A 13,180-nucleotide genomic window follows, 5' to 3' on the forward strand; every position below is an offset into this window, starting at 1 on the left:
GATTGGTTGCAGGTCATGCCGGCTCCACCTCGACGAGCACCGCCCCACCGGGCACGACATCACCGACAGTGAAGGACGTGCGGAAGCGGCCGTCGTTGATGCCCAGCGCCAGAGCGAGCCCATCGCGCCCATGCTTGAACGAGGCGAGCATGTTGTCGTCATCCCGCGCGCGCCGGTCGGGCGGGCAGAAGGTGAGGATCAGCCGCAGCGGTCCATCCGGCACCGAACCCTTGCGGCTCAGCGACAGACCCCAGCAAAGCTCGCGGTAGGACTTCTTCGCCGACATCTTGGCGCGGAGGGGCGCCGTGCTGTTCGGGTTGAGCTCCTTGGGGGGCCAGGGGAGAGAGAGGGGCGTCATGCGGCCTCGACCTCGAAGTCGGCGGCGATCACATCGGGGAACTGCGCGCGTGTCAGCGCCTCCGACAGCGGCGGGCATACGCTGTTTCCGCATTTCGCGACCTGCGCCGTCTTGGTGATCGGGTGGCCTTGGGCGTCATGATCGATGACGTAATCCGTCGGGAAGCCCTGCGCGTTGAACAACTCACGCGGCGTCAGCATCCGCATGCCGATATCGACGATCACATAGTCTTCGCCCCCGATCGTCACGATGACGAGGCCGAAGCGATCCTGAACCGTCACCGTGCCCAACGGACTGTCGAGGCCGTGCCCGTCCTGCTCGTTGCCATAATATTTGATCAGGAAGGCCCGAACCTCGGCCATGTGCGTGCCGCCTGCGCTGACTGTGTGCAGCGGTTCGTCGGTGGGCTGTCCATGCGCGCAAGTGCCGCGCAATTTGATGAGGTTCGATGTTACGATCCGCTGCTGCGATCCTGTCGTTGCGATCGTCGAAAGCGGCTCATCGGCCGCCCGGCCAGCGAGATTGGCATTGTTCGGCCCGCCATTCGCCTGCTCGATATGGGCAGCGACTAACGCACGGATCTTTGCATGATCCTCTGCCGAGGCCCGCTCATGGACGTCATGGCCTAATTCACCTGAGGCATACTTCTGCATGAAGGCCATGACAGCATGATGCTTGATGCCGCCTGCGACGACGGTGCCGAGCGGCGCTTCCACGTCCATCGCGCGCGGCGCCTGCCCTTCGCGCTCGCCATTGCCGATATGCACCAGGTGCGCGCCGACGATCGTGTTGTGATCGCCGTCCGACGCAGTGACGGTGTGCAACGGATCGTCAATCGACCGATTGCCACCGCCCTGCTGGGCATAGCTCGCAAAGGGCGCGATGGCCGCTTCGACGACGCCGAGCGGAGCCGCACCGCCGGGCCGCTTAATGAAGCTGTTGGCGGTGACAGTGGCGAGCGGATCCTCGACACTGTCGCCGATCGCACCATTCCGGAACTTAGTGATGTGCGGGACCACGACGGCATGTTCGCCGCGATTGGCACCTGTCACGGTCGCCATTGGCTGGTCGATCGACGCGCCGCGAGCGCCCTCCTGATGGTGGGTCAGCGGCACGATGAATGGCTTCGGATTGTTGACGACGAACTTCATGATGCCGTGCGCGATCCGCCGAAGCGTCTTGTCCGCGAGGGGCTTCTTCCGCTCGAAGATTGATTGGCAGGGGATCGACCAGTCGATGATCTCCGCCGCGGTCCGCCACGGCAGGCGCTGGCCGCTCATAACTTCGGGCGAGCCCGGCCTTCCATGCGTAGGCGCTGGCCAAGCGATCGGCTTCCCGTCCCGGCGCGCGACCATGAAGAAGCGCTTGCGGATCGTCGGCGCGCCGTAATCGCAAGCCCGAAGCTCGCGGAATTCGATCTTATATCCCTGTTTCCGGAGCGCGGCGCACCACTTCGCGAACGTCTCGCCCGCGCGCTCCTTGATCGGCCGGCCCTCATCGTCGAGCGGCCCCCACGTTCGGAACTCCTCCACATTTTCGAGCAGGATCACGTCGGGGCGGACCTTCTCGGCCCACAGCACGACCACCCACGCCAGATCGCGGATCGACTTCTCGCGGGGCTTGCCGCCCTTCGCTTTCGAGAAATGCTTGCAATCCGGGCTGAACCACGCGAGCTGAACCGGCCGGCCCCGCACGACATCGCGCGGATCGATCTGCCAGATGTTGTTGCGAATGTGCATGGTGCCGGGGTGGTTCACCTCGTGCATGCGGATCGCTTCTTCATCGTGGTTGATGGCAATATCGACGGCACGGCCAAGCGCGGCCTCAATGCCGGTCGAAGCGCCGCCGCCGCCTGCGAAGTTATCGACGATAAGACCCATCACAGCGTGGCTTTCTTCTTGGTGCCGAGCACCCCAGGACGGGTCGCGTTGACGTGGGCGCGAATGTGGTCGACCTTCTCCATGACTGCGGAGCGGGTGATGACCTCGCGGTGGCGGGAGAGCGTAAGCGCGGCCTCGCGGACGAGATCAGCGGGCGCGGCTTGCGGCTCAGCGCGGCGGAACGGCCACAAGTTCATGCGGTCGCCCTCCCCTTCCGACCGGACGGGCGGGCCATCATCTCGCGGTAGGCGACCAGATCGGTGCGCTTGATATGCTCGCGGGCGAAGGGGTTGGCGAAGTAGCCGCCCCGGTGCAGATCGCGAGCGGCGGCGACCATCTCGTCCTTGAACGACTGTCCCTCGGCGTGGCCGCGACGCGACGTCGACAGAAGGCCCGCGCCGATCGTGAAAAGCTCAGACGGGAGCCAGCCCGTGAAGCCTTCGAACGGAAGCCCCTCGTCGATAGCGGCGAAGAACCGCTCTTCGTTGAATGGAGCGGCCATTAGATGCCGAGCCCCAGCTGCATGCCGAGCGCGTTGGCATACGTTTCGAGCACCATCTGCTCTTCGTCGTATTCGCCCTTCTTGAGCTTGCGGATGCGGATGAGCTTACGGACGACCTTCGTGTCGTAGCCCCTGCCCTTCATCTCCGACATCACGTCCTTGATGTCGTCGGCGATGCTCTTTTGCTCGGCTTGAAGTCGCTCAATTCTTTCGACGAAAAGAAGCAATTCCTGCGCGGCAATGCTCGTTGAATCTTCGACGCTCATGCGACGTGCCTCCAAATGCGGTTGTGGCGGATGAGGTGGATCGTCGAAATCGACACCCCGTAATCTTCGGCGATCGGCCGATTGCGCTCGCGCTGGGCAATCCGCGCTCGGATCTGGCGGACCTTCTCTTCGGTCAGGACGGCGCCATAGACGGCCTCACCACGGCAATCCGTCCCATGACGAACGCGATCAGCCTGATTGTCGATCGGGCTTGCCCAACGAAGGTTGGTCAGCGCACAGTTCTTAGGCTGGCCGTCGTTGTGACAGGCCTGCGCTCCATCGAAAGGCTCCGGGCCGCAGAACGCGATCAGGACAAGCCGATGGACTCGCCAGTTTGTTGTGACGCCATCCCGGCAGAGCGATACGATGTCATAGCCTTGCCCCGCGTCGACGCGCTGCAGAACATGACCGGGCACGGAAATACCCCGAGCCGGTGTGTTCAGATCGCGTCGAACGCGCCCAAGGTTGCTGACTTCGTAGAGGCCTTCGTATCCACGAACGGGGAGCCACACCTCGACGGTCGCGCAGGCACCATCGGCGGAGATGGGTGTCTGTGCGTTCATGCTGCTGCTCCGGTGGGATAATCGCCGTCGCGCTCGAGCCGCTTCCGGCATGGCGCGATCCAGCGCAGGCGGGTGTCATCTTCGCCATCGATCCAGACGAGCCACGCATAGGCCGTCGCGGTCGAACCCTCGGGCGCGAGCCGGCCTTTGTGCATCACGACGCGCTCGCAGAATTGGAGAACGTAGCTGGGCGGATTGTCGGAGAAGATCGCTTCGTAGCGGCCGACCGATTCCAGGAAGGCGGCGCGGACGAGGACAGCGAAACCGATGCGGCTCGTGGCGGCCATGCGCTCAATGAACTGAGCAGCTAGCCGGAATGGCGGGTTCGTGATTGTCCAGTCGACCATCGACGGGAGGAAGCCAAAGAGATAATCTTCGACCGGGAAACCTGCGCCGTAATCGTGGATGTCCGACGCTTCGACGCAACCGAAATACTCGGACAGCGGCATGACCATGTGGCCGCGATTCGCCGCCGGCTCGCGACACGCCTGGCGACCCAACTGGCGGTAGCCGTTCGACATTAGCCAGTCGCACAGCGCGCGGGTCGCCCAGGGCGGCGTCGGGAAGTCGTCGAGACTGTCGTGTGCTTCGACGCGACGCTGCATCACGGCGGTGGAGGTGTTCTGCGCCATCAGTCGTTCGCCCGCAGAGCCGAGAGACGCTGGCGCAGCGCTTCGATCCCACGCGCTGCGTCGTCGAGCGCCTTCGATCCGATCAAGCGCAGTTCGTCGTCGTCGACCTGCCCATCGTCGAGGAGGGCCAACGACAGGAGGTGCGCGAGGTGGAGCAGCTTGGCGAGGCGCTCGTTGTCGGTCATGTCCTCGCTGTCGAGCGGGACGGACTTCACGCCGATCATGGCGAGGACGTCGGCACCGAAGCGACCATTCCACTCGCGCAGGCCAAGCAGGAAGGAGGTGAAGCCCATCTCCGCCGTGCCCTTGGCGTATTGGGCGGCCTGATCTTCGGAGCGGCCGAGGACGCGGCCAACATCCTTCCACGTCAGGCCGTCAGCTTCGCGGATCGCCGCGAGTGATGCGCCCAGCGTGTCGACCGCGTCAGAAACGGCAAAAGTGCGCCGCTTGCCGTGGATTGCCGGTTGTGCGGTCATTTAGATGACGCTCCATGATGAGATACGGAAGCCGCCTGATCGTCGTGACCCAAAGGTGCGTCCTGCTGATCGAGGCGGGGTGCGAGGATCGAGCAGTCAGCCGTGAGGAGGTCGCGGTGACGATGGGAGGCGAGAGCCTGAGACTTGTGGATGCCGTCGTGGGACATGAGCTTGCCGAGCAAGAGCGCGACCAGCGGCGCGGTGAACGCGTAGGTGATGGCGAGCGCGATCATGCGGCGGCCCGAGCGGCTTGGCCGCGGCGACCGAGTTCAGCCCACAGCGCGGCGGTATCCACACTCGACAGGTCAGGCGCTTGAGCCACGATCTTGATCGCGCGGTGGCGGTTGCTCTCCCGCACGATCCATCCGCCGCGCTCAAGACCCTTGATGACGCGATCGACGCCAGAGAGCGAGGCGAGCCCCATGTGCTTGCGCATCTCGTCGAAGCTGGGAGACACCCCTCCCCGCTCCGTCTGATAGGTGCGGATGAAGTCGAGGCAGTCTTTCTGGCGCGGAGTCATGCTGCGACCTGGGCGGCGTATCCGGCCATGAACGCTTGCACGCGGCCTGCGAGCTTGAGCGTCGGCGATCGTCCCGCGCGCAGATTGATGACGAGCCCGCTATCTCCGACCGCCAGGCGCCCGAAGGTGGATGGCTTGATGCTGTGCTTGGCGCAGAATGCCTCGATCGAGGCCAGCAGCTGCGCGTCGGTCGGAATGCTTGTGCTCATGACTGAGCTATAGTTGGATGTTTCCAACTCTGCAAGTTGGAAACTTCATGCTTCCTACTCAGCCCGCGCTGTGGGATCGCTCCAACATGTCAGGCGATGAAGCATTGCGCGGGAAGCGGCTGTACGAAGCCCTCCTCAAATTGAAGCCGGCCGATGTGAACGAGGCGGAGTGGGCGGTGCGCGCCGGCGTGAACCGGGGATTCTTCACGAACCTCAAGAACAGCCACATAAGCCCGCGATCCGACACCCTTCGCAAAGTGCTTCGCGCGATCGGCAAGACTGAAGCCGAACTGTATGAAGCGGCAGCAGGACGCCCCCTCAAGCAATGGGCTTCCGGCGACGTCCTCGATATCGACAAGGCTTCTGACCGGCCGCTCATAGTCACGACATCATCCACCGATGGCGCGGTGGAAATCCGACAAGTCGACCTTTCCTATTCAATGGGCCCAGGAGCGACCCCTGAGGACTTCCCCGAAGAGACGCCGGTCCTCTTCGATCCCAACTTTCTGCGCTCGATCACGCGCGCGCCGACGCACCGCCTTTATGTGGCCCGCGGCGATGGCGACAGCATGTTTCCGACGCTGATCAATGATGACCAGGTGCTGATCGACACGACACAAAACCAGTTGAGCCAGCAGGATCGGATCTGGGCATTGAGCTACGACGGGGCGCTAATGATCAAGCGGCTGCGTCGGGCAGGAAAGGGTAGGATCAAGATCATCTCCGACAACACCACCGTGCCGATCGATGAGGTGGACGAGGCTGATTTGCGCATCTTCGGCCGCGTGATCTGGGTCGGCCGCAGGGTTTAGGAGCAGGGCATGGCAGAGGCAGAAGACGAACGCGACCTTACGCGGCCGACCGGGACTGGCTTTATTGCTTGCGGTGCAGTGCTCCTGTTCATCGCGTTGGTTTCGACGTTCATCGCCTTCACGCTAAAAGTCGATCAAAGCTATATCGGTGAAGGTGTCTATGCGCCCGATCCGGAGCAGGCTGCGGTGCGCTTCGTAGCAATCGTCATTGCTGGCAGCGGGATTTCGCTCGGCTCATTCCTATTCGGTATCGGTTTCGTTGTGCGGGCGATTTGGTTTCTCCCCGGCGACCCTGCGAAGTGCAATTGAGTTCCTAGCACAATGAGTTTGGAAGGAAGTTGACGTGAGCGACAAAGATCCCTTCCCATTATGGAGCGAGCCCGCGACAAAGGGTGACGTGATCCGAGCCGTTGTCTATACTCGCGCGTGCATGATCGACACGTTGATAGCGCTGCGCGCGCTTCGCCGAAATGACATATCTCGCGTGGACGAGGTCTTGAAAGACCTGTCGAACAGTGCAGACGAGCTCGAAGTACTTGTCCGCGACATTGCTGGAACAGAAAATGACTGAGGGGACTGACCAGTTGGCGCTTGTGCGCTCCCTGCGTGAGCAAAAAAGCGCGTTGGAGCAAGAGAATGCCGACTTGAAACGCGGGGGCGGAGGGGGCACTTCTGGCGGTATGGATGTCATTGACGCCAAAATCGCCGCTGCCGAAGCTCGCACCGATGCGAAGTTCACTCAAGTCATCGCAAAGCTAGATGCGATGGATGGAAAATTGACGCGCATCGAGGCGGATAATATCCGAACCCGCAGCACGGTGCGCTCGAGCACTTTCGCGATCATCAGCGCGTTCATTGCAGTCGTAGCGTTGGGCTTCGCGATCTTTTCGCAGTCGTTCAATATGGGTGAGAAGGTCCGAGAATCGGCCCGCGCAGCTTCGGCAGAGCGGGTGGATGAATTGCGCTTGCACGACTCGATCGACGGCAACGCCAACTAAGGGCGATGCCCCTCCGCACACTCTCCCTCGACGTCGTAGGCGCGGATCACCCAAACCGCCGCCCTGGGAAGCAGGGCAAGATACCCCGTCGATACGAGATCCAGCTTTGTGAGCCGGGGGAGCCGATCAGCTTAGAGCTTGAGCCCGACAACCCAGTCGACCCGAACGCCGTCCGCGTGATGTCGGCGCGCGGCATTCAGATCGGGTATATCCGCCATGAGCGATCGATGCTGATCAGCGGCTACATTCGCGACTGCCTCGACATCCGCGGCATCTTCCAGCGCGTGATGCCCTGGGGCGCCATCATCCGCATCACGACCGATGGTAGCGAGCCCGAACTACCCCCCGCCCCTGCTCCGTCCGCACAGCCGCTCGAATCGCGTGCGTTCGTCGACGAGGATCCCGGCTTCTATCCCGACCCGGAATGGCCCGAATAGGATAGTTGGGTTTATCCAACTTTATGATTGACGAGTTGGATTTCTCCAACTAATTGTTCTCCCACACCACCTGATCAGCCCATCGGCTCGAAGACAGTGGTGCGGGAGATAATCAGTGCTTCACACCGCAATCCAGCGCGAGAGTTCGCAGCAAGAGGCAGACCGCCTGCTTGTTGAGGAACGTGCCCGCCGCAGCCGGTCCTACACCGTAGAGCCGTTGGCCGACTGGCACCGCAATTGGCGCCTCGGCTACCGCTTCGATCTTCGCGTGTTCGGGCAGGGCCACTGGTCGCTGGGCGAAGGCCTTGCCCAATCCTTCCGCACCGAGGACGAGGCTCATGCTGCCGGCGCGGAGTGGGTTGAGAACGGCGGTCGCCAGTGAACGCGCTCGTCGCCATCGACACCGCCATACCGGTTCGCACCCTTCGTGATGTCGCGCTTGACCTGTCGAGCGTCAAGGCCCGCCTCGCTGTCCACTACGGGCGGGTTGGCGATCCGACCGACGCGCAGGACGCGGACTGGTCCGACCTCGAAGATCAGAAGCTCGCGCTCGAAGCCGAGTTCATCACGATCTTCTATCTGACGACCGGCATGCGCTGGTCTCATGCAACTCAGGTGATGGCATGAGCGCGACCGATCACCACGACTGCTTCGCCAAAGTCGATGCGATGCTTGCCGAGCGCAACACGCGGCTGACGTTCCCGATTGTGTTCAGCGAAGACATGCAGCGCAAGCCCATGATCGTCACCGAGCAGATCGAGACGGGGCGCGGCAAGAAGAAGGCTGTCGGCATGTTCGCGAGCTTCTGCCCGTTCTGCGGCGCATCTCTCGCCAAGGCGATGGGAGATGCCGCATGAGCGCGCCCAGCCCGGAAGCCATTGAGCGGATGATGGCCTTTGTCCGCAACATGGCCAACGCGACCAGTTGCTCGCCCTTGTTCCGCGAGGCGGCGGAGATTGCCGCGCTCCTGCCAGAACCGATCGACCCCGACCTGATCGAAGCACGCAAGGTGATCCATCGCGTCCTGATGGACAAGGGCGCGTCAGGCGAGGCGATCTTCGCGGGCGAGGTGCTTGCAGGCGAGCGCGACGACGCTCTGTTCATGCACGTTGCGATTGCCGCGATTAAACTCGGCCGAGTGCTGGCGGAGGAAGATCGATGATCGCCCTCGAAGCCTTCCTCGCCACGATCGGCATTGCGATGATCCTCGTGATTTCGCTCTCCGTGATCATCGCTGGCGTCCGCTCTGAATGGCCGATGTTCCTCGGAGCCTTTGGCTACCATCCCCCTCGCATCGGGCAAATGCCCCCCCGCCCCGATGCGACTGCCCGCTCGATCACGGTTTCCCGTGATGCGGTAGCCCCTCCCCATACGCAGGCTGTCGAGCCGGCCTGCGAAACCGGGAGTGCCGCAGCATGAACGCTACCCAGACGCTTACCTCGGGCGACCTCCAACTGGTCGTCAGCCGGATCCCCCGCGACGTTCGCAAGATGATGATGGAGCAGCCGATCTTTTGTGGCGGCGGATTCATTCGCGAGACGATCGCAGGCAATGCCGTCAACGATATTGACCTGTTCGGTGGCGACAAGGATCTGCTCAAGCTGAGCGCCGATTATCTCGCCTCGAAGCGGGAAGGAGCCAAGGTCCACACGACTGATAACGCCTTCACGGTGCTGTCGGTGCCGCGAATGCCGGTCCAGTTCATCACCCGCTGGCTGTTCAGCGAGGCGGAGCCTTTGGTCCGTTCGTTCGACTTCACTGTCTGCCAAGCGGCCGTCTGGTTCGATCGCAGAATACACCGCTGGCAGTCGATGATCGCCGGTGAGTTCTATCCTGATCTTGCCGCGCGTCGGCTCACTTACACCTCGCCAGTGCGTGACGAAGAGGCTGGCGGCTCCATGCTCCGCGTCCGCAAGTTCTTGGCGCGCGGCTACAATATTCAGGCGTTTGCGCTCGCCGGTGTGATCGCCCGCGTGGCGCTGGCCGCAGAGGTTCGCGGCGAGCGAAACGAAACGAACCTGACGTTCGCTATCTCGCGCAAGCTGGTCGAAGTCGACCCCCTGCTGCTGATCGATGGCTTTGAGCCGGTCAACGAACACGAAGTCATCGACGAAGAGGCTGCAGCATGAAGCTCACCAAAATCGAACTCGGGATGCACCATCACGGCTACGGCGTGGGCGCGGAACCCGGCATCAAGTGCGAAGTCGAATTGCGCCTGCCGGGCAGCTATTCGAACGTCAGCATCAAGCTCACGCCTGATCAGATCAAGGACGTCGTGGCGCGCGCGGTCGAACACGCGATGACGCAGATCGTCTTCGATCCCGACACGATCGATGTCGTCGGCAAGCCCGGCGCGCCGCGCGAAGAGCGCGTCCCCGCCACCGCGACCGCGACCTCGGAGGATATGCCGCTATGAACGACATGACCAAGCTCAAGAAGGCTGGGCTCGCTCCCACGGTCGGGGAAATCCTGAACGAGAGCGACGAGGACCGCGGCGCGCGCGAGCGGGCCGCTGCCGCCACCAATGCGCCGACCGCGTTCGACGAAATCCGCCAGGAAATCGAAGACCTCTACGAAAACGCCAAGCAGTATCTGGACGGGGAAGGCATCCAGACGGAGGAGCAGGCGGCCGACGTCGGCAAGCTGCGCGACATGATCCGCGACGCTGCGAAGCGTGCCGACGGACACCGCAAGGACGAAGCCGCGCCGTTCGACGCTGGCAAAGCCGAGGTGCAGGCTCGCTACAATCCGCTGATCCAGAAGGACCGCGGCAAGACCGACCTCGCGATCGCTGCGTGCAACGATGCGCTCAAGCCCTACCTGCATCGCGTCGAGCGCGAGCAGCAGGCGGCGGCGGCAAAGGCGCGCGCCGAAGCGGATGCGCTCGCGCGAGAGGCGCGCCAGCACGCCGCCATCGCGGCCGATAGCGGCGACCTTTCGAAGCGCGAGGCGGCCGATGCCGTGCTGGGCGAGGCGAAGAACGCCGCCAAGCATGCGAACCGGATGGAGCAGGCCAAGCCGCAGGCCGCCGGCCTCAAGAAGGCGATCGGCATGAAGTCGGTTTACCGGCCCGAGTTCATCGACCCCGCCGCGGCGCTGGCGCACTACCGCCAGACCCGGCCCGCCGCCCTCAAGGAATGGCTGATCGAGCAGGCCCGCGCCGATATCCGCGCCGGCCACAAGACGCCCGATGCCATCCCTGGGTTCAAAGTCATCGAAGATCGGGTGCCCGCATGAACATCCAAACCCAAAGCGAAAACATCGGCGCGCTCATGGAGGCGCTGGCGACGGCGCACGCCGCGATCGACAACGTGGGGCAGGATCGCGAAGTCGAGGTGCCGATCAAGGATCGGAACAACCCCGGCCAGTTCAAGGGGAAATACAAGTTCCGCTACGCCACGCTGGCGGGGATCCTCCACCACGTCCGCCCCGAGCTTACCAAGAACGGCGTATGGTACACGCAGTTCGTCCGCAGCGGCGAGATGGTGACGCGCCTGTTCCATAAGTCGGGCGAGTGGATGGACAGCGGCCAGCTTCCCATGCCCGACATTAAGGGATCGCCGCAGGACATCGGCTCCATCATCTCCTACTTCAAGCGCTACAGCCTCACGGCGGCGCTGGGCCTCGCCGCCGAAGAGGACAACGATGCCGAGACTGGCGAGCGCGAGGTTTCCTTCCGCGCCGTCCGCAGCAATGGGCGCGAGCAGGCCACCGAATCCGCCCCGCAAGTCGAAGAACCGCCGATGGGGTGGGGCGACTGGGCGCGCGGGTTGATCAATGCCGTCGCCGATCAGGGTAGCAACGAAGAGCTCGACGCCCTACGCGACACGAACAAGCGCTACATCAATGCCGTTCAGCGCGTGGACCGGGCGATGCACGCCGACATCGGCGCGGCCTTCACCGGCCGCCGGGCGGCGCTCGACAAGAACGCGGCGTTCTGATGCTTCCCCGCCGCATCCCCAAGCCGGCCAAGCGCGCCTCCCGGTGGCGCAGCCAGGCGCACTGCTCCTTCGTCCGCAGCCATGAGTGCTGCCGGAACGGGTGCGACGGTCGCCCGATCGAGGTGGCGCACGTTCGCCTGGGGAGCGGTGCGGGCATGGGCCAGAAGCCGGATGACTGGCGCACGGTATCGCTCTGTCAGTTCCACCACGCCCAGCAACACAAGCTTGGCGAGGCGACATTCTGGAAGGGCTTCGATGTCGAGGCGCTGATCGCCGAGTTCATCAAGGCATCGCCGCGCCGCGCCCAGATCGAGGCGGAGATGCGGGAGCGGCGGCATGGCTAGCCTCGCCCCCTACCACTTTCGCAAGACGCTATCGGGCTTCGAGCCGGTGAGCGCGGCCGCGCGCGATTTCCACGCCAAAACCAAGCTGGGCCAGACGGTGCAGCTTACAGGCCGGCGCCCGCGGAATCCGGGTCATCATCGCAAGTTCTTCGCGCTGCTCGGCATCCTCGTCGACAACACCGACCAGTTCGCCAGCACCGAAGACGCGCTGATCGCCGTGAAGGCCGCGACCGGGCATGGCGTGTGGAAGAAGCTGCACCCGAAAGCCGATCGCGAAATCTTCATCCCGCACAGCATCGACTTCGCCAGCATGCCGCAGGACGAGTTCGAGGCTTTCTACAACCTCGCCTTTGCCGCGATCATTCGGTGGTGGCTTCCTGTCGCCGCGAACGATCTGCGCGAGGCCGTCGAAAGTTTCGCAGCATGACGCACTTCTCTATCCCATATTCGCGCATTGCCGAAATCCCAGCACCGGCGACCTATGAAATCCGGTCGGGTGAATGGTGGCTGCACGGCTCGCTTGAAAACGGCGAGGCCCGAAGCTGGGGCGGGCGCCACATCATCACGATCAACGAGGCCACCGGGCACTTCACCTGCGAAGGCGGATACGGGACGTTCAGCTATTGCTGGCCGGCGCTTAGCCGTGGTTCGGAAGGCCTGCACGCTTTCCTATACGATGTCGACTTTGGCTATTTTATGGGCAAGGCGTCGAAGCAGCCCCACCGCATCGCCGACCATGACGCGACAGTTCAGAGCCTCAAGCGCGAGCTAGTCCGCGACCGCCGGGAAGGCTGGCTCACGAAGGAAAATGCGCGGACTCTGTGGACCGAATTGGTCGATGCCGATGATGGCAACACGGACGAGATGGTTCGGACGCTCTACCAGGATGGCGGATGGAGCGAACGCTTCGATTGCTCTGATCCGTCGGTGATGGTCGATCATCCGGCCATGCGCCGCTTCTGGGGCGAAGTTTGGAAGCCGTTCGCGGCCGAGGTCCTGCGCCCGCATTGGGAGGCCCATCGCGCTGTGGTCGAAGCCGCAAAGGTGGCCGCATGACCGCGCAAGCGATCGAAGCCGGAACGGCCGAGACGGTTTACCGGCTCGGTTCACGAGAGCGCGGTCCCGAAGGGATGCGCCCGAAACCCCTCCCGCCCACCTGGACGGTCGCCCCCTATCTCTGGCCGGCAGTCTCTCAGGCGCGGACGCCCCTCGCCCCCTCGGTGGGCGTGCGAGAGATACTTA

Annotated in this window: 28 protein-coding genes; 17 read left to right on the plus strand and 11 right to left on the minus strand. The window is 63.4% G+C overall.

What is annotated here, in order from left to right; genetic code table 11:
* Window positions 1-13: 13 nt before the first annotated feature.
* From FYJ91_RS11245 to FYJ91_RS11295, 11 genes are read right to left on the minus strand one after another with little or no spacing between them, the layout of a single operon-like run.
* The gene (locus tag FYJ91_RS11245) at window positions 14-358 is read right to left on the minus strand and encodes an endodeoxyribonuclease RusA (RefSeq protein ID WP_149522408.1); all 345 of its coding nucleotides are present in this window, start codon (window positions 356-358) and stop codon (window positions 14-16) included.
* Window positions 355-2,238: a DNA cytosine methyltransferase gene (locus FYJ91_RS11250; RefSeq protein ID WP_149523316.1), complete on the minus strand. Its 1,884-nt coding sequence runs from the start codon at window positions 2,236-2,238 to the stop codon at window positions 355-357. Before FYJ91_RS11250 ends, FYJ91_RS11245 begins: the two co-directional genes overlap by 4 nt.
* The gene (locus FYJ91_RS11255; RefSeq protein WP_149522409.1) at window positions 2,238-2,435 is read right to left on the minus strand and encodes a hypothetical protein; all 198 of its coding nucleotides are present in this window, start codon (window positions 2,433-2,435) and stop codon (window positions 2,238-2,240) included. The genes FYJ91_RS11250 and FYJ91_RS11255 overlap by 1 nt, the downstream gene beginning before the upstream one ends.
* A complete protein-coding gene (locus FYJ91_RS11260) occupies window positions 2,432-2,740 on the minus strand; it encodes a hypothetical protein (RefSeq protein WP_149522410.1) in 309 nt (102 codons plus the stop codon). Before FYJ91_RS11260 ends, FYJ91_RS11255 begins: the two co-directional genes overlap by 4 nt.
* Entirely contained in the window at window positions 2,740-3,006 is a 267-nt protein-coding gene (locus tag FYJ91_RS11265; RefSeq protein ID WP_149522411.1) for a DUF2312 domain-containing protein, read from the minus strand. Before FYJ91_RS11265 ends, FYJ91_RS11260 begins: the two co-directional genes overlap by 1 nt.
* Window positions 3,003-3,569: an NUMOD4 domain-containing protein gene (locus tag FYJ91_RS11270; protein WP_181008468.1), complete on the minus strand. Its 567-nt coding sequence runs from the start codon at window positions 3,567-3,569 to the stop codon at window positions 3,003-3,005. The genes FYJ91_RS11265 and FYJ91_RS11270 overlap by 4 nt, the downstream gene beginning before the upstream one ends.
* Entirely contained in the window at window positions 3,566-4,201 is a 636-nt protein-coding gene (locus FYJ91_RS11275; RefSeq protein ID WP_149522413.1) for a methyltransferase, read from the minus strand. Before FYJ91_RS11275 ends, FYJ91_RS11270 begins: the two co-directional genes overlap by 4 nt.
* Window positions 4,201-4,677, minus strand: a complete 477-nt coding sequence (locus FYJ91_RS11280) for a hypothetical protein (protein WP_149522414.1) — start codon at window positions 4,675-4,677, stop codon at window positions 4,201-4,203. The genes FYJ91_RS11275 and FYJ91_RS11280 overlap by 1 nt, the downstream gene beginning before the upstream one ends.
* Window positions 4,674-4,910: a hypothetical protein gene (locus FYJ91_RS11285; RefSeq protein WP_149522415.1), complete on the minus strand. Its 237-nt coding sequence runs from the start codon at window positions 4,908-4,910 to the stop codon at window positions 4,674-4,676. The genes FYJ91_RS11280 and FYJ91_RS11285 overlap by 4 nt, the downstream gene beginning before the upstream one ends.
* Window positions 4,907-5,197: a LexA family protein gene (locus tag FYJ91_RS11290; RefSeq protein ID WP_149522416.1), complete on the minus strand. Its 291-nt coding sequence runs from the start codon at window positions 5,195-5,197 to the stop codon at window positions 4,907-4,909. The genes FYJ91_RS11285 and FYJ91_RS11290 overlap by 4 nt, the downstream gene beginning before the upstream one ends.
* Complete coding sequence (locus FYJ91_RS11295; protein ID WP_149522417.1) at window positions 5,194-5,406, minus strand: hypothetical protein; 213 nt, start codon at window positions 5,404-5,406, stop codon at window positions 5,194-5,196. The genes FYJ91_RS11290 and FYJ91_RS11295 overlap by 4 nt, the downstream gene beginning before the upstream one ends.
* Window positions 5,407-5,492: 86 nt before the next feature.
* On the opposite strand from FYJ91_RS11295, the gene FYJ91_RS11300 reads away from it, so the two are divergent.
* From FYJ91_RS11300 to FYJ91_RS11380, 17 genes are all read left to right on the plus strand, one after another.
* Window positions 5,493-6,218: a S24 family peptidase gene (locus FYJ91_RS11300; protein WP_181008469.1), complete on the plus strand. Its 726-nt coding sequence runs from the start codon at window positions 5,493-5,495 to the stop codon at window positions 6,216-6,218.
* A 9-nt stretch (window positions 6,219-6,227) separates the two neighbouring features.
* Window positions 6,228-6,527, plus strand: a complete 300-nt coding sequence (locus FYJ91_RS11305) for a hypothetical protein (RefSeq protein ID WP_149522419.1) — start codon at window positions 6,228-6,230, stop codon at window positions 6,525-6,527.
* A gap of 34 nt (window positions 6,528-6,561) precedes the next feature.
* On the plus strand, window positions 6,562-6,789 hold the full coding sequence (locus FYJ91_RS11310; protein WP_149522420.1) for a hypothetical protein: 228 nt from the start codon (window positions 6,562-6,564) through the stop codon (window positions 6,787-6,789).
* Window positions 6,782-7,216 carry a hypothetical protein gene (locus FYJ91_RS11315; protein WP_149522421.1) on the plus strand — a complete coding sequence of 145 codons (435 nt, stop codon included), beginning with the start codon at window positions 6,782-6,784 and terminating at the stop codon, window positions 7,214-7,216. The genes FYJ91_RS11310 and FYJ91_RS11315 overlap by 8 nt, the downstream gene beginning before the upstream one ends.
* A 5-nt stretch (window positions 7,217-7,221) precedes the next feature.
* Window positions 7,222-7,653 (plus strand): HIRAN domain-containing protein, encoded by a 432-nt coding sequence (locus FYJ91_RS11320; RefSeq protein ID WP_149522422.1) that lies wholly within the window; start codon window positions 7,222-7,224, stop codon window positions 7,651-7,653.
* A 115-nt stretch (window positions 7,654-7,768) separates the two neighbouring features.
* Window positions 7,769-8,035 carry a hypothetical protein gene (locus FYJ91_RS11325; protein WP_149522423.1) on the plus strand — a complete coding sequence of 89 codons (267 nt, stop codon included), beginning with the start codon at window positions 7,769-7,771 and terminating at the stop codon, window positions 8,033-8,035.
* Window positions 8,032-8,280 carry a hypothetical protein gene (locus FYJ91_RS11330; protein ID WP_149522424.1) on the plus strand — a complete coding sequence of 83 codons (249 nt, stop codon included), beginning with the start codon at window positions 8,032-8,034 and terminating at the stop codon, window positions 8,278-8,280. Before FYJ91_RS11325 ends, FYJ91_RS11330 begins: the two co-directional genes overlap by 4 nt.
* A complete protein-coding gene (locus FYJ91_RS11335) occupies window positions 8,277-8,510 on the plus strand; it encodes a hypothetical protein (RefSeq protein WP_149522425.1) in 234 nt (77 codons plus the stop codon). The genes FYJ91_RS11330 and FYJ91_RS11335 overlap by 4 nt, the downstream gene beginning before the upstream one ends.
* Window positions 8,507-8,815 carry a hypothetical protein gene (locus FYJ91_RS11340; RefSeq protein WP_149522426.1) on the plus strand — a complete coding sequence of 103 codons (309 nt, stop codon included), beginning with the start codon at window positions 8,507-8,509 and terminating at the stop codon, window positions 8,813-8,815. Before FYJ91_RS11335 ends, FYJ91_RS11340 begins: the two co-directional genes overlap by 4 nt.
* On the plus strand, window positions 8,812-9,072 hold the full coding sequence (locus tag FYJ91_RS11345) for a hypothetical protein (RefSeq protein ID WP_149522427.1): 261 nt from the start codon (window positions 8,812-8,814) through the stop codon (window positions 9,070-9,072). Before FYJ91_RS11340 ends, FYJ91_RS11345 begins: the two co-directional genes overlap by 4 nt.
* Window positions 9,069-9,782, plus strand: coding sequence for a Gabija anti-defense Gad2 family protein (locus FYJ91_RS11350; RefSeq protein ID WP_149522428.1), 714 nt, complete (start codon window positions 9,069-9,071; stop codon window positions 9,780-9,782). Before FYJ91_RS11345 ends, FYJ91_RS11350 begins: the two co-directional genes overlap by 4 nt.
* Window positions 9,779-10,069, plus strand: a complete 291-nt coding sequence (locus tag FYJ91_RS11355; RefSeq protein WP_149522429.1) for a hypothetical protein — start codon at window positions 9,779-9,781, stop codon at window positions 10,067-10,069. The genes FYJ91_RS11350 and FYJ91_RS11355 overlap by 4 nt, the downstream gene beginning before the upstream one ends.
* Window positions 10,066-10,890 carry a hypothetical protein gene (locus FYJ91_RS11360; RefSeq protein WP_149522430.1) on the plus strand — a complete coding sequence of 275 codons (825 nt, stop codon included), beginning with the start codon at window positions 10,066-10,068 and terminating at the stop codon, window positions 10,888-10,890. Before FYJ91_RS11355 ends, FYJ91_RS11360 begins: the two co-directional genes overlap by 4 nt.
* Window positions 10,891-10,925: 35 nt before the next feature.
* Window positions 10,926-11,594: an ERF family protein gene (locus FYJ91_RS11365; protein WP_181008470.1), complete on the plus strand. Its 669-nt coding sequence runs from the start codon at window positions 10,926-10,928 to the stop codon at window positions 11,592-11,594.
* Entirely contained in the window at window positions 11,594-11,938 is a 345-nt protein-coding gene (locus tag FYJ91_RS20895; protein WP_149522432.1) for a DUF968 domain-containing protein, read from the plus strand. The genes FYJ91_RS11365 and FYJ91_RS20895 overlap by 1 nt, the downstream gene beginning before the upstream one ends.
* Window positions 11,931-12,365 (plus strand): DUF1367 family protein, encoded by a 435-nt coding sequence (locus tag FYJ91_RS11375; RefSeq protein ID WP_149522433.1) that lies wholly within the window; start codon window positions 11,931-11,933, stop codon window positions 12,363-12,365. Before FYJ91_RS20895 ends, FYJ91_RS11375 begins: the two co-directional genes overlap by 8 nt.
* Window positions 12,362-12,994, plus strand: coding sequence for a phiTE_072 family protein (locus FYJ91_RS11380; RefSeq protein ID WP_149522434.1), 633 nt, complete (start codon window positions 12,362-12,364; stop codon window positions 12,992-12,994). Before FYJ91_RS11375 ends, FYJ91_RS11380 begins: the two co-directional genes overlap by 4 nt.
* Window positions 12,995-13,180 lie beyond the last annotated feature (186 nt).

This window comes from Sphingomonas montanisoli, from assembly GCF_008274695.1.
In the GTDB taxonomy this organism is placed as follows: Bacteria; Pseudomonadota; Alphaproteobacteria; order Sphingomonadales; family Sphingomonadaceae; genus Rhizorhabdus; species Rhizorhabdus montanisoli.

What these genes read in the sequence shown, in the direction of transcription:
- FYJ91_RS11245 (WP_149522408.1), bottom strand. Translation starts at nt 358, where the DNA reads ATGACGCCCCTCTCTCTCCCCTGGCCCCCCAAGGAGCTCAACCCGAAC.
- FYJ91_RS11250 (WP_149523316.1), bottom strand. Translation starts at nt 2,238, where the DNA reads ATGGGTCTTATCGTCGATAACTTCGCAGGCGGCGGCGGCGCTTCGACC.
- FYJ91_RS11255 (WP_149522409.1), bottom strand. Translation starts at nt 2,435, where the DNA reads ATGAACTTGTGGCCGTTCCGCCGCGCTGAGCCGCAAGCCGCGCCCGCT.
- FYJ91_RS11260 (WP_149522410.1), bottom strand. Translation starts at nt 2,740, where the DNA reads ATGGCCGCTCCATTCAACGAAGAGCGGTTCTTCGCCGCTATCGACGAG.
- FYJ91_RS11265 (WP_149522411.1), bottom strand. Translation starts at nt 3,006, where the DNA reads ATGAGCGTCGAAGATTCAACGAGCATTGCCGCGCAGGAATTGCTTCTT.
- FYJ91_RS11270 (WP_181008468.1), bottom strand. Translation starts at nt 3,569, where the DNA reads ATGAACGCACAGACACCCATCTCCGCCGATGGTGCCTGCGCGACCGTC.
- FYJ91_RS11275 (WP_149522413.1), bottom strand. Translation starts at nt 4,201, where the DNA reads ATGGCGCAGAACACCTCCACCGCCGTGATGCAGCGTCGCGTCGAAGCA.
- FYJ91_RS11280 (WP_149522414.1), bottom strand. Translation starts at nt 4,677, where the DNA reads ATGACCGCACAACCGGCAATCCACGGCAAGCGGCGCACTTTTGCCGTT.
- FYJ91_RS11285 (WP_149522415.1), bottom strand. Translation starts at nt 4,910, where the DNA reads ATGATCGCGCTCGCCATCACCTACGCGTTCACCGCGCCGCTGGTCGCG.
- FYJ91_RS11290 (WP_149522416.1), bottom strand. Translation starts at nt 5,197, where the DNA reads ATGACTCCGCGCCAGAAAGACTGCCTCGACTTCATCCGCACCTATCAG.
- FYJ91_RS11295 (WP_149522417.1), bottom strand. Translation starts at nt 5,406, where the DNA reads ATGAGCACAAGCATTCCGACCGACGCGCAGCTGCTGGCCTCGATCGAG.
- FYJ91_RS11300 (WP_181008469.1), top strand. Translation starts at nt 5,493, where the DNA reads ATGTCAGGCGATGAAGCATTGCGCGGGAAGCGGCTGTACGAAGCCCTC.
- FYJ91_RS11305 (WP_149522419.1), top strand. Translation starts at nt 6,228, where the DNA reads ATGGCAGAGGCAGAAGACGAACGCGACCTTACGCGGCCGACCGGGACT.
- FYJ91_RS11315 (WP_149522421.1), top strand. Translation starts at nt 6,782, where the DNA reads ATGACTGAGGGGACTGACCAGTTGGCGCTTGTGCGCTCCCTGCGTGAG.
- FYJ91_RS11320 (WP_149522422.1), top strand. Translation starts at nt 7,222, where the DNA reads ATGCCCCTCCGCACACTCTCCCTCGACGTCGTAGGCGCGGATCACCCA.
- FYJ91_RS11335 (WP_149522425.1), top strand. Translation starts at nt 8,277, where the DNA reads ATGAGCGCGACCGATCACCACGACTGCTTCGCCAAAGTCGATGCGATG.
- FYJ91_RS11340 (WP_149522426.1), top strand. Translation starts at nt 8,507, where the DNA reads ATGAGCGCGCCCAGCCCGGAAGCCATTGAGCGGATGATGGCCTTTGTC.
- FYJ91_RS11345 (WP_149522427.1), top strand. Translation starts at nt 8,812, where the DNA reads ATGATCGCCCTCGAAGCCTTCCTCGCCACGATCGGCATTGCGATGATC.
- FYJ91_RS11350 (WP_149522428.1), top strand. Translation starts at nt 9,069, where the DNA reads ATGAACGCTACCCAGACGCTTACCTCGGGCGACCTCCAACTGGTCGTC.
- FYJ91_RS11355 (WP_149522429.1), top strand. Translation starts at nt 9,779, where the DNA reads ATGAAGCTCACCAAAATCGAACTCGGGATGCACCATCACGGCTACGGC.
- FYJ91_RS11360 (WP_149522430.1), top strand. Translation starts at nt 10,066, where the DNA reads ATGAACGACATGACCAAGCTCAAGAAGGCTGGGCTCGCTCCCACGGTC.
- FYJ91_RS11365 (WP_181008470.1), top strand. Translation starts at nt 10,926, where the DNA reads ATGGAGGCGCTGGCGACGGCGCACGCCGCGATCGACAACGTGGGGCAG.
- FYJ91_RS20895 (WP_149522432.1), top strand. Translation starts at nt 11,594, where the DNA reads ATGCTTCCCCGCCGCATCCCCAAGCCGGCCAAGCGCGCCTCCCGGTGG.
- FYJ91_RS11375 (WP_149522433.1), top strand. Translation starts at nt 11,931, where the DNA reads ATGGCTAGCCTCGCCCCCTACCACTTTCGCAAGACGCTATCGGGCTTC.
- FYJ91_RS11380 (WP_149522434.1), top strand. Translation starts at nt 12,362, where the DNA reads ATGACGCACTTCTCTATCCCATATTCGCGCATTGCCGAAATCCCAGCA.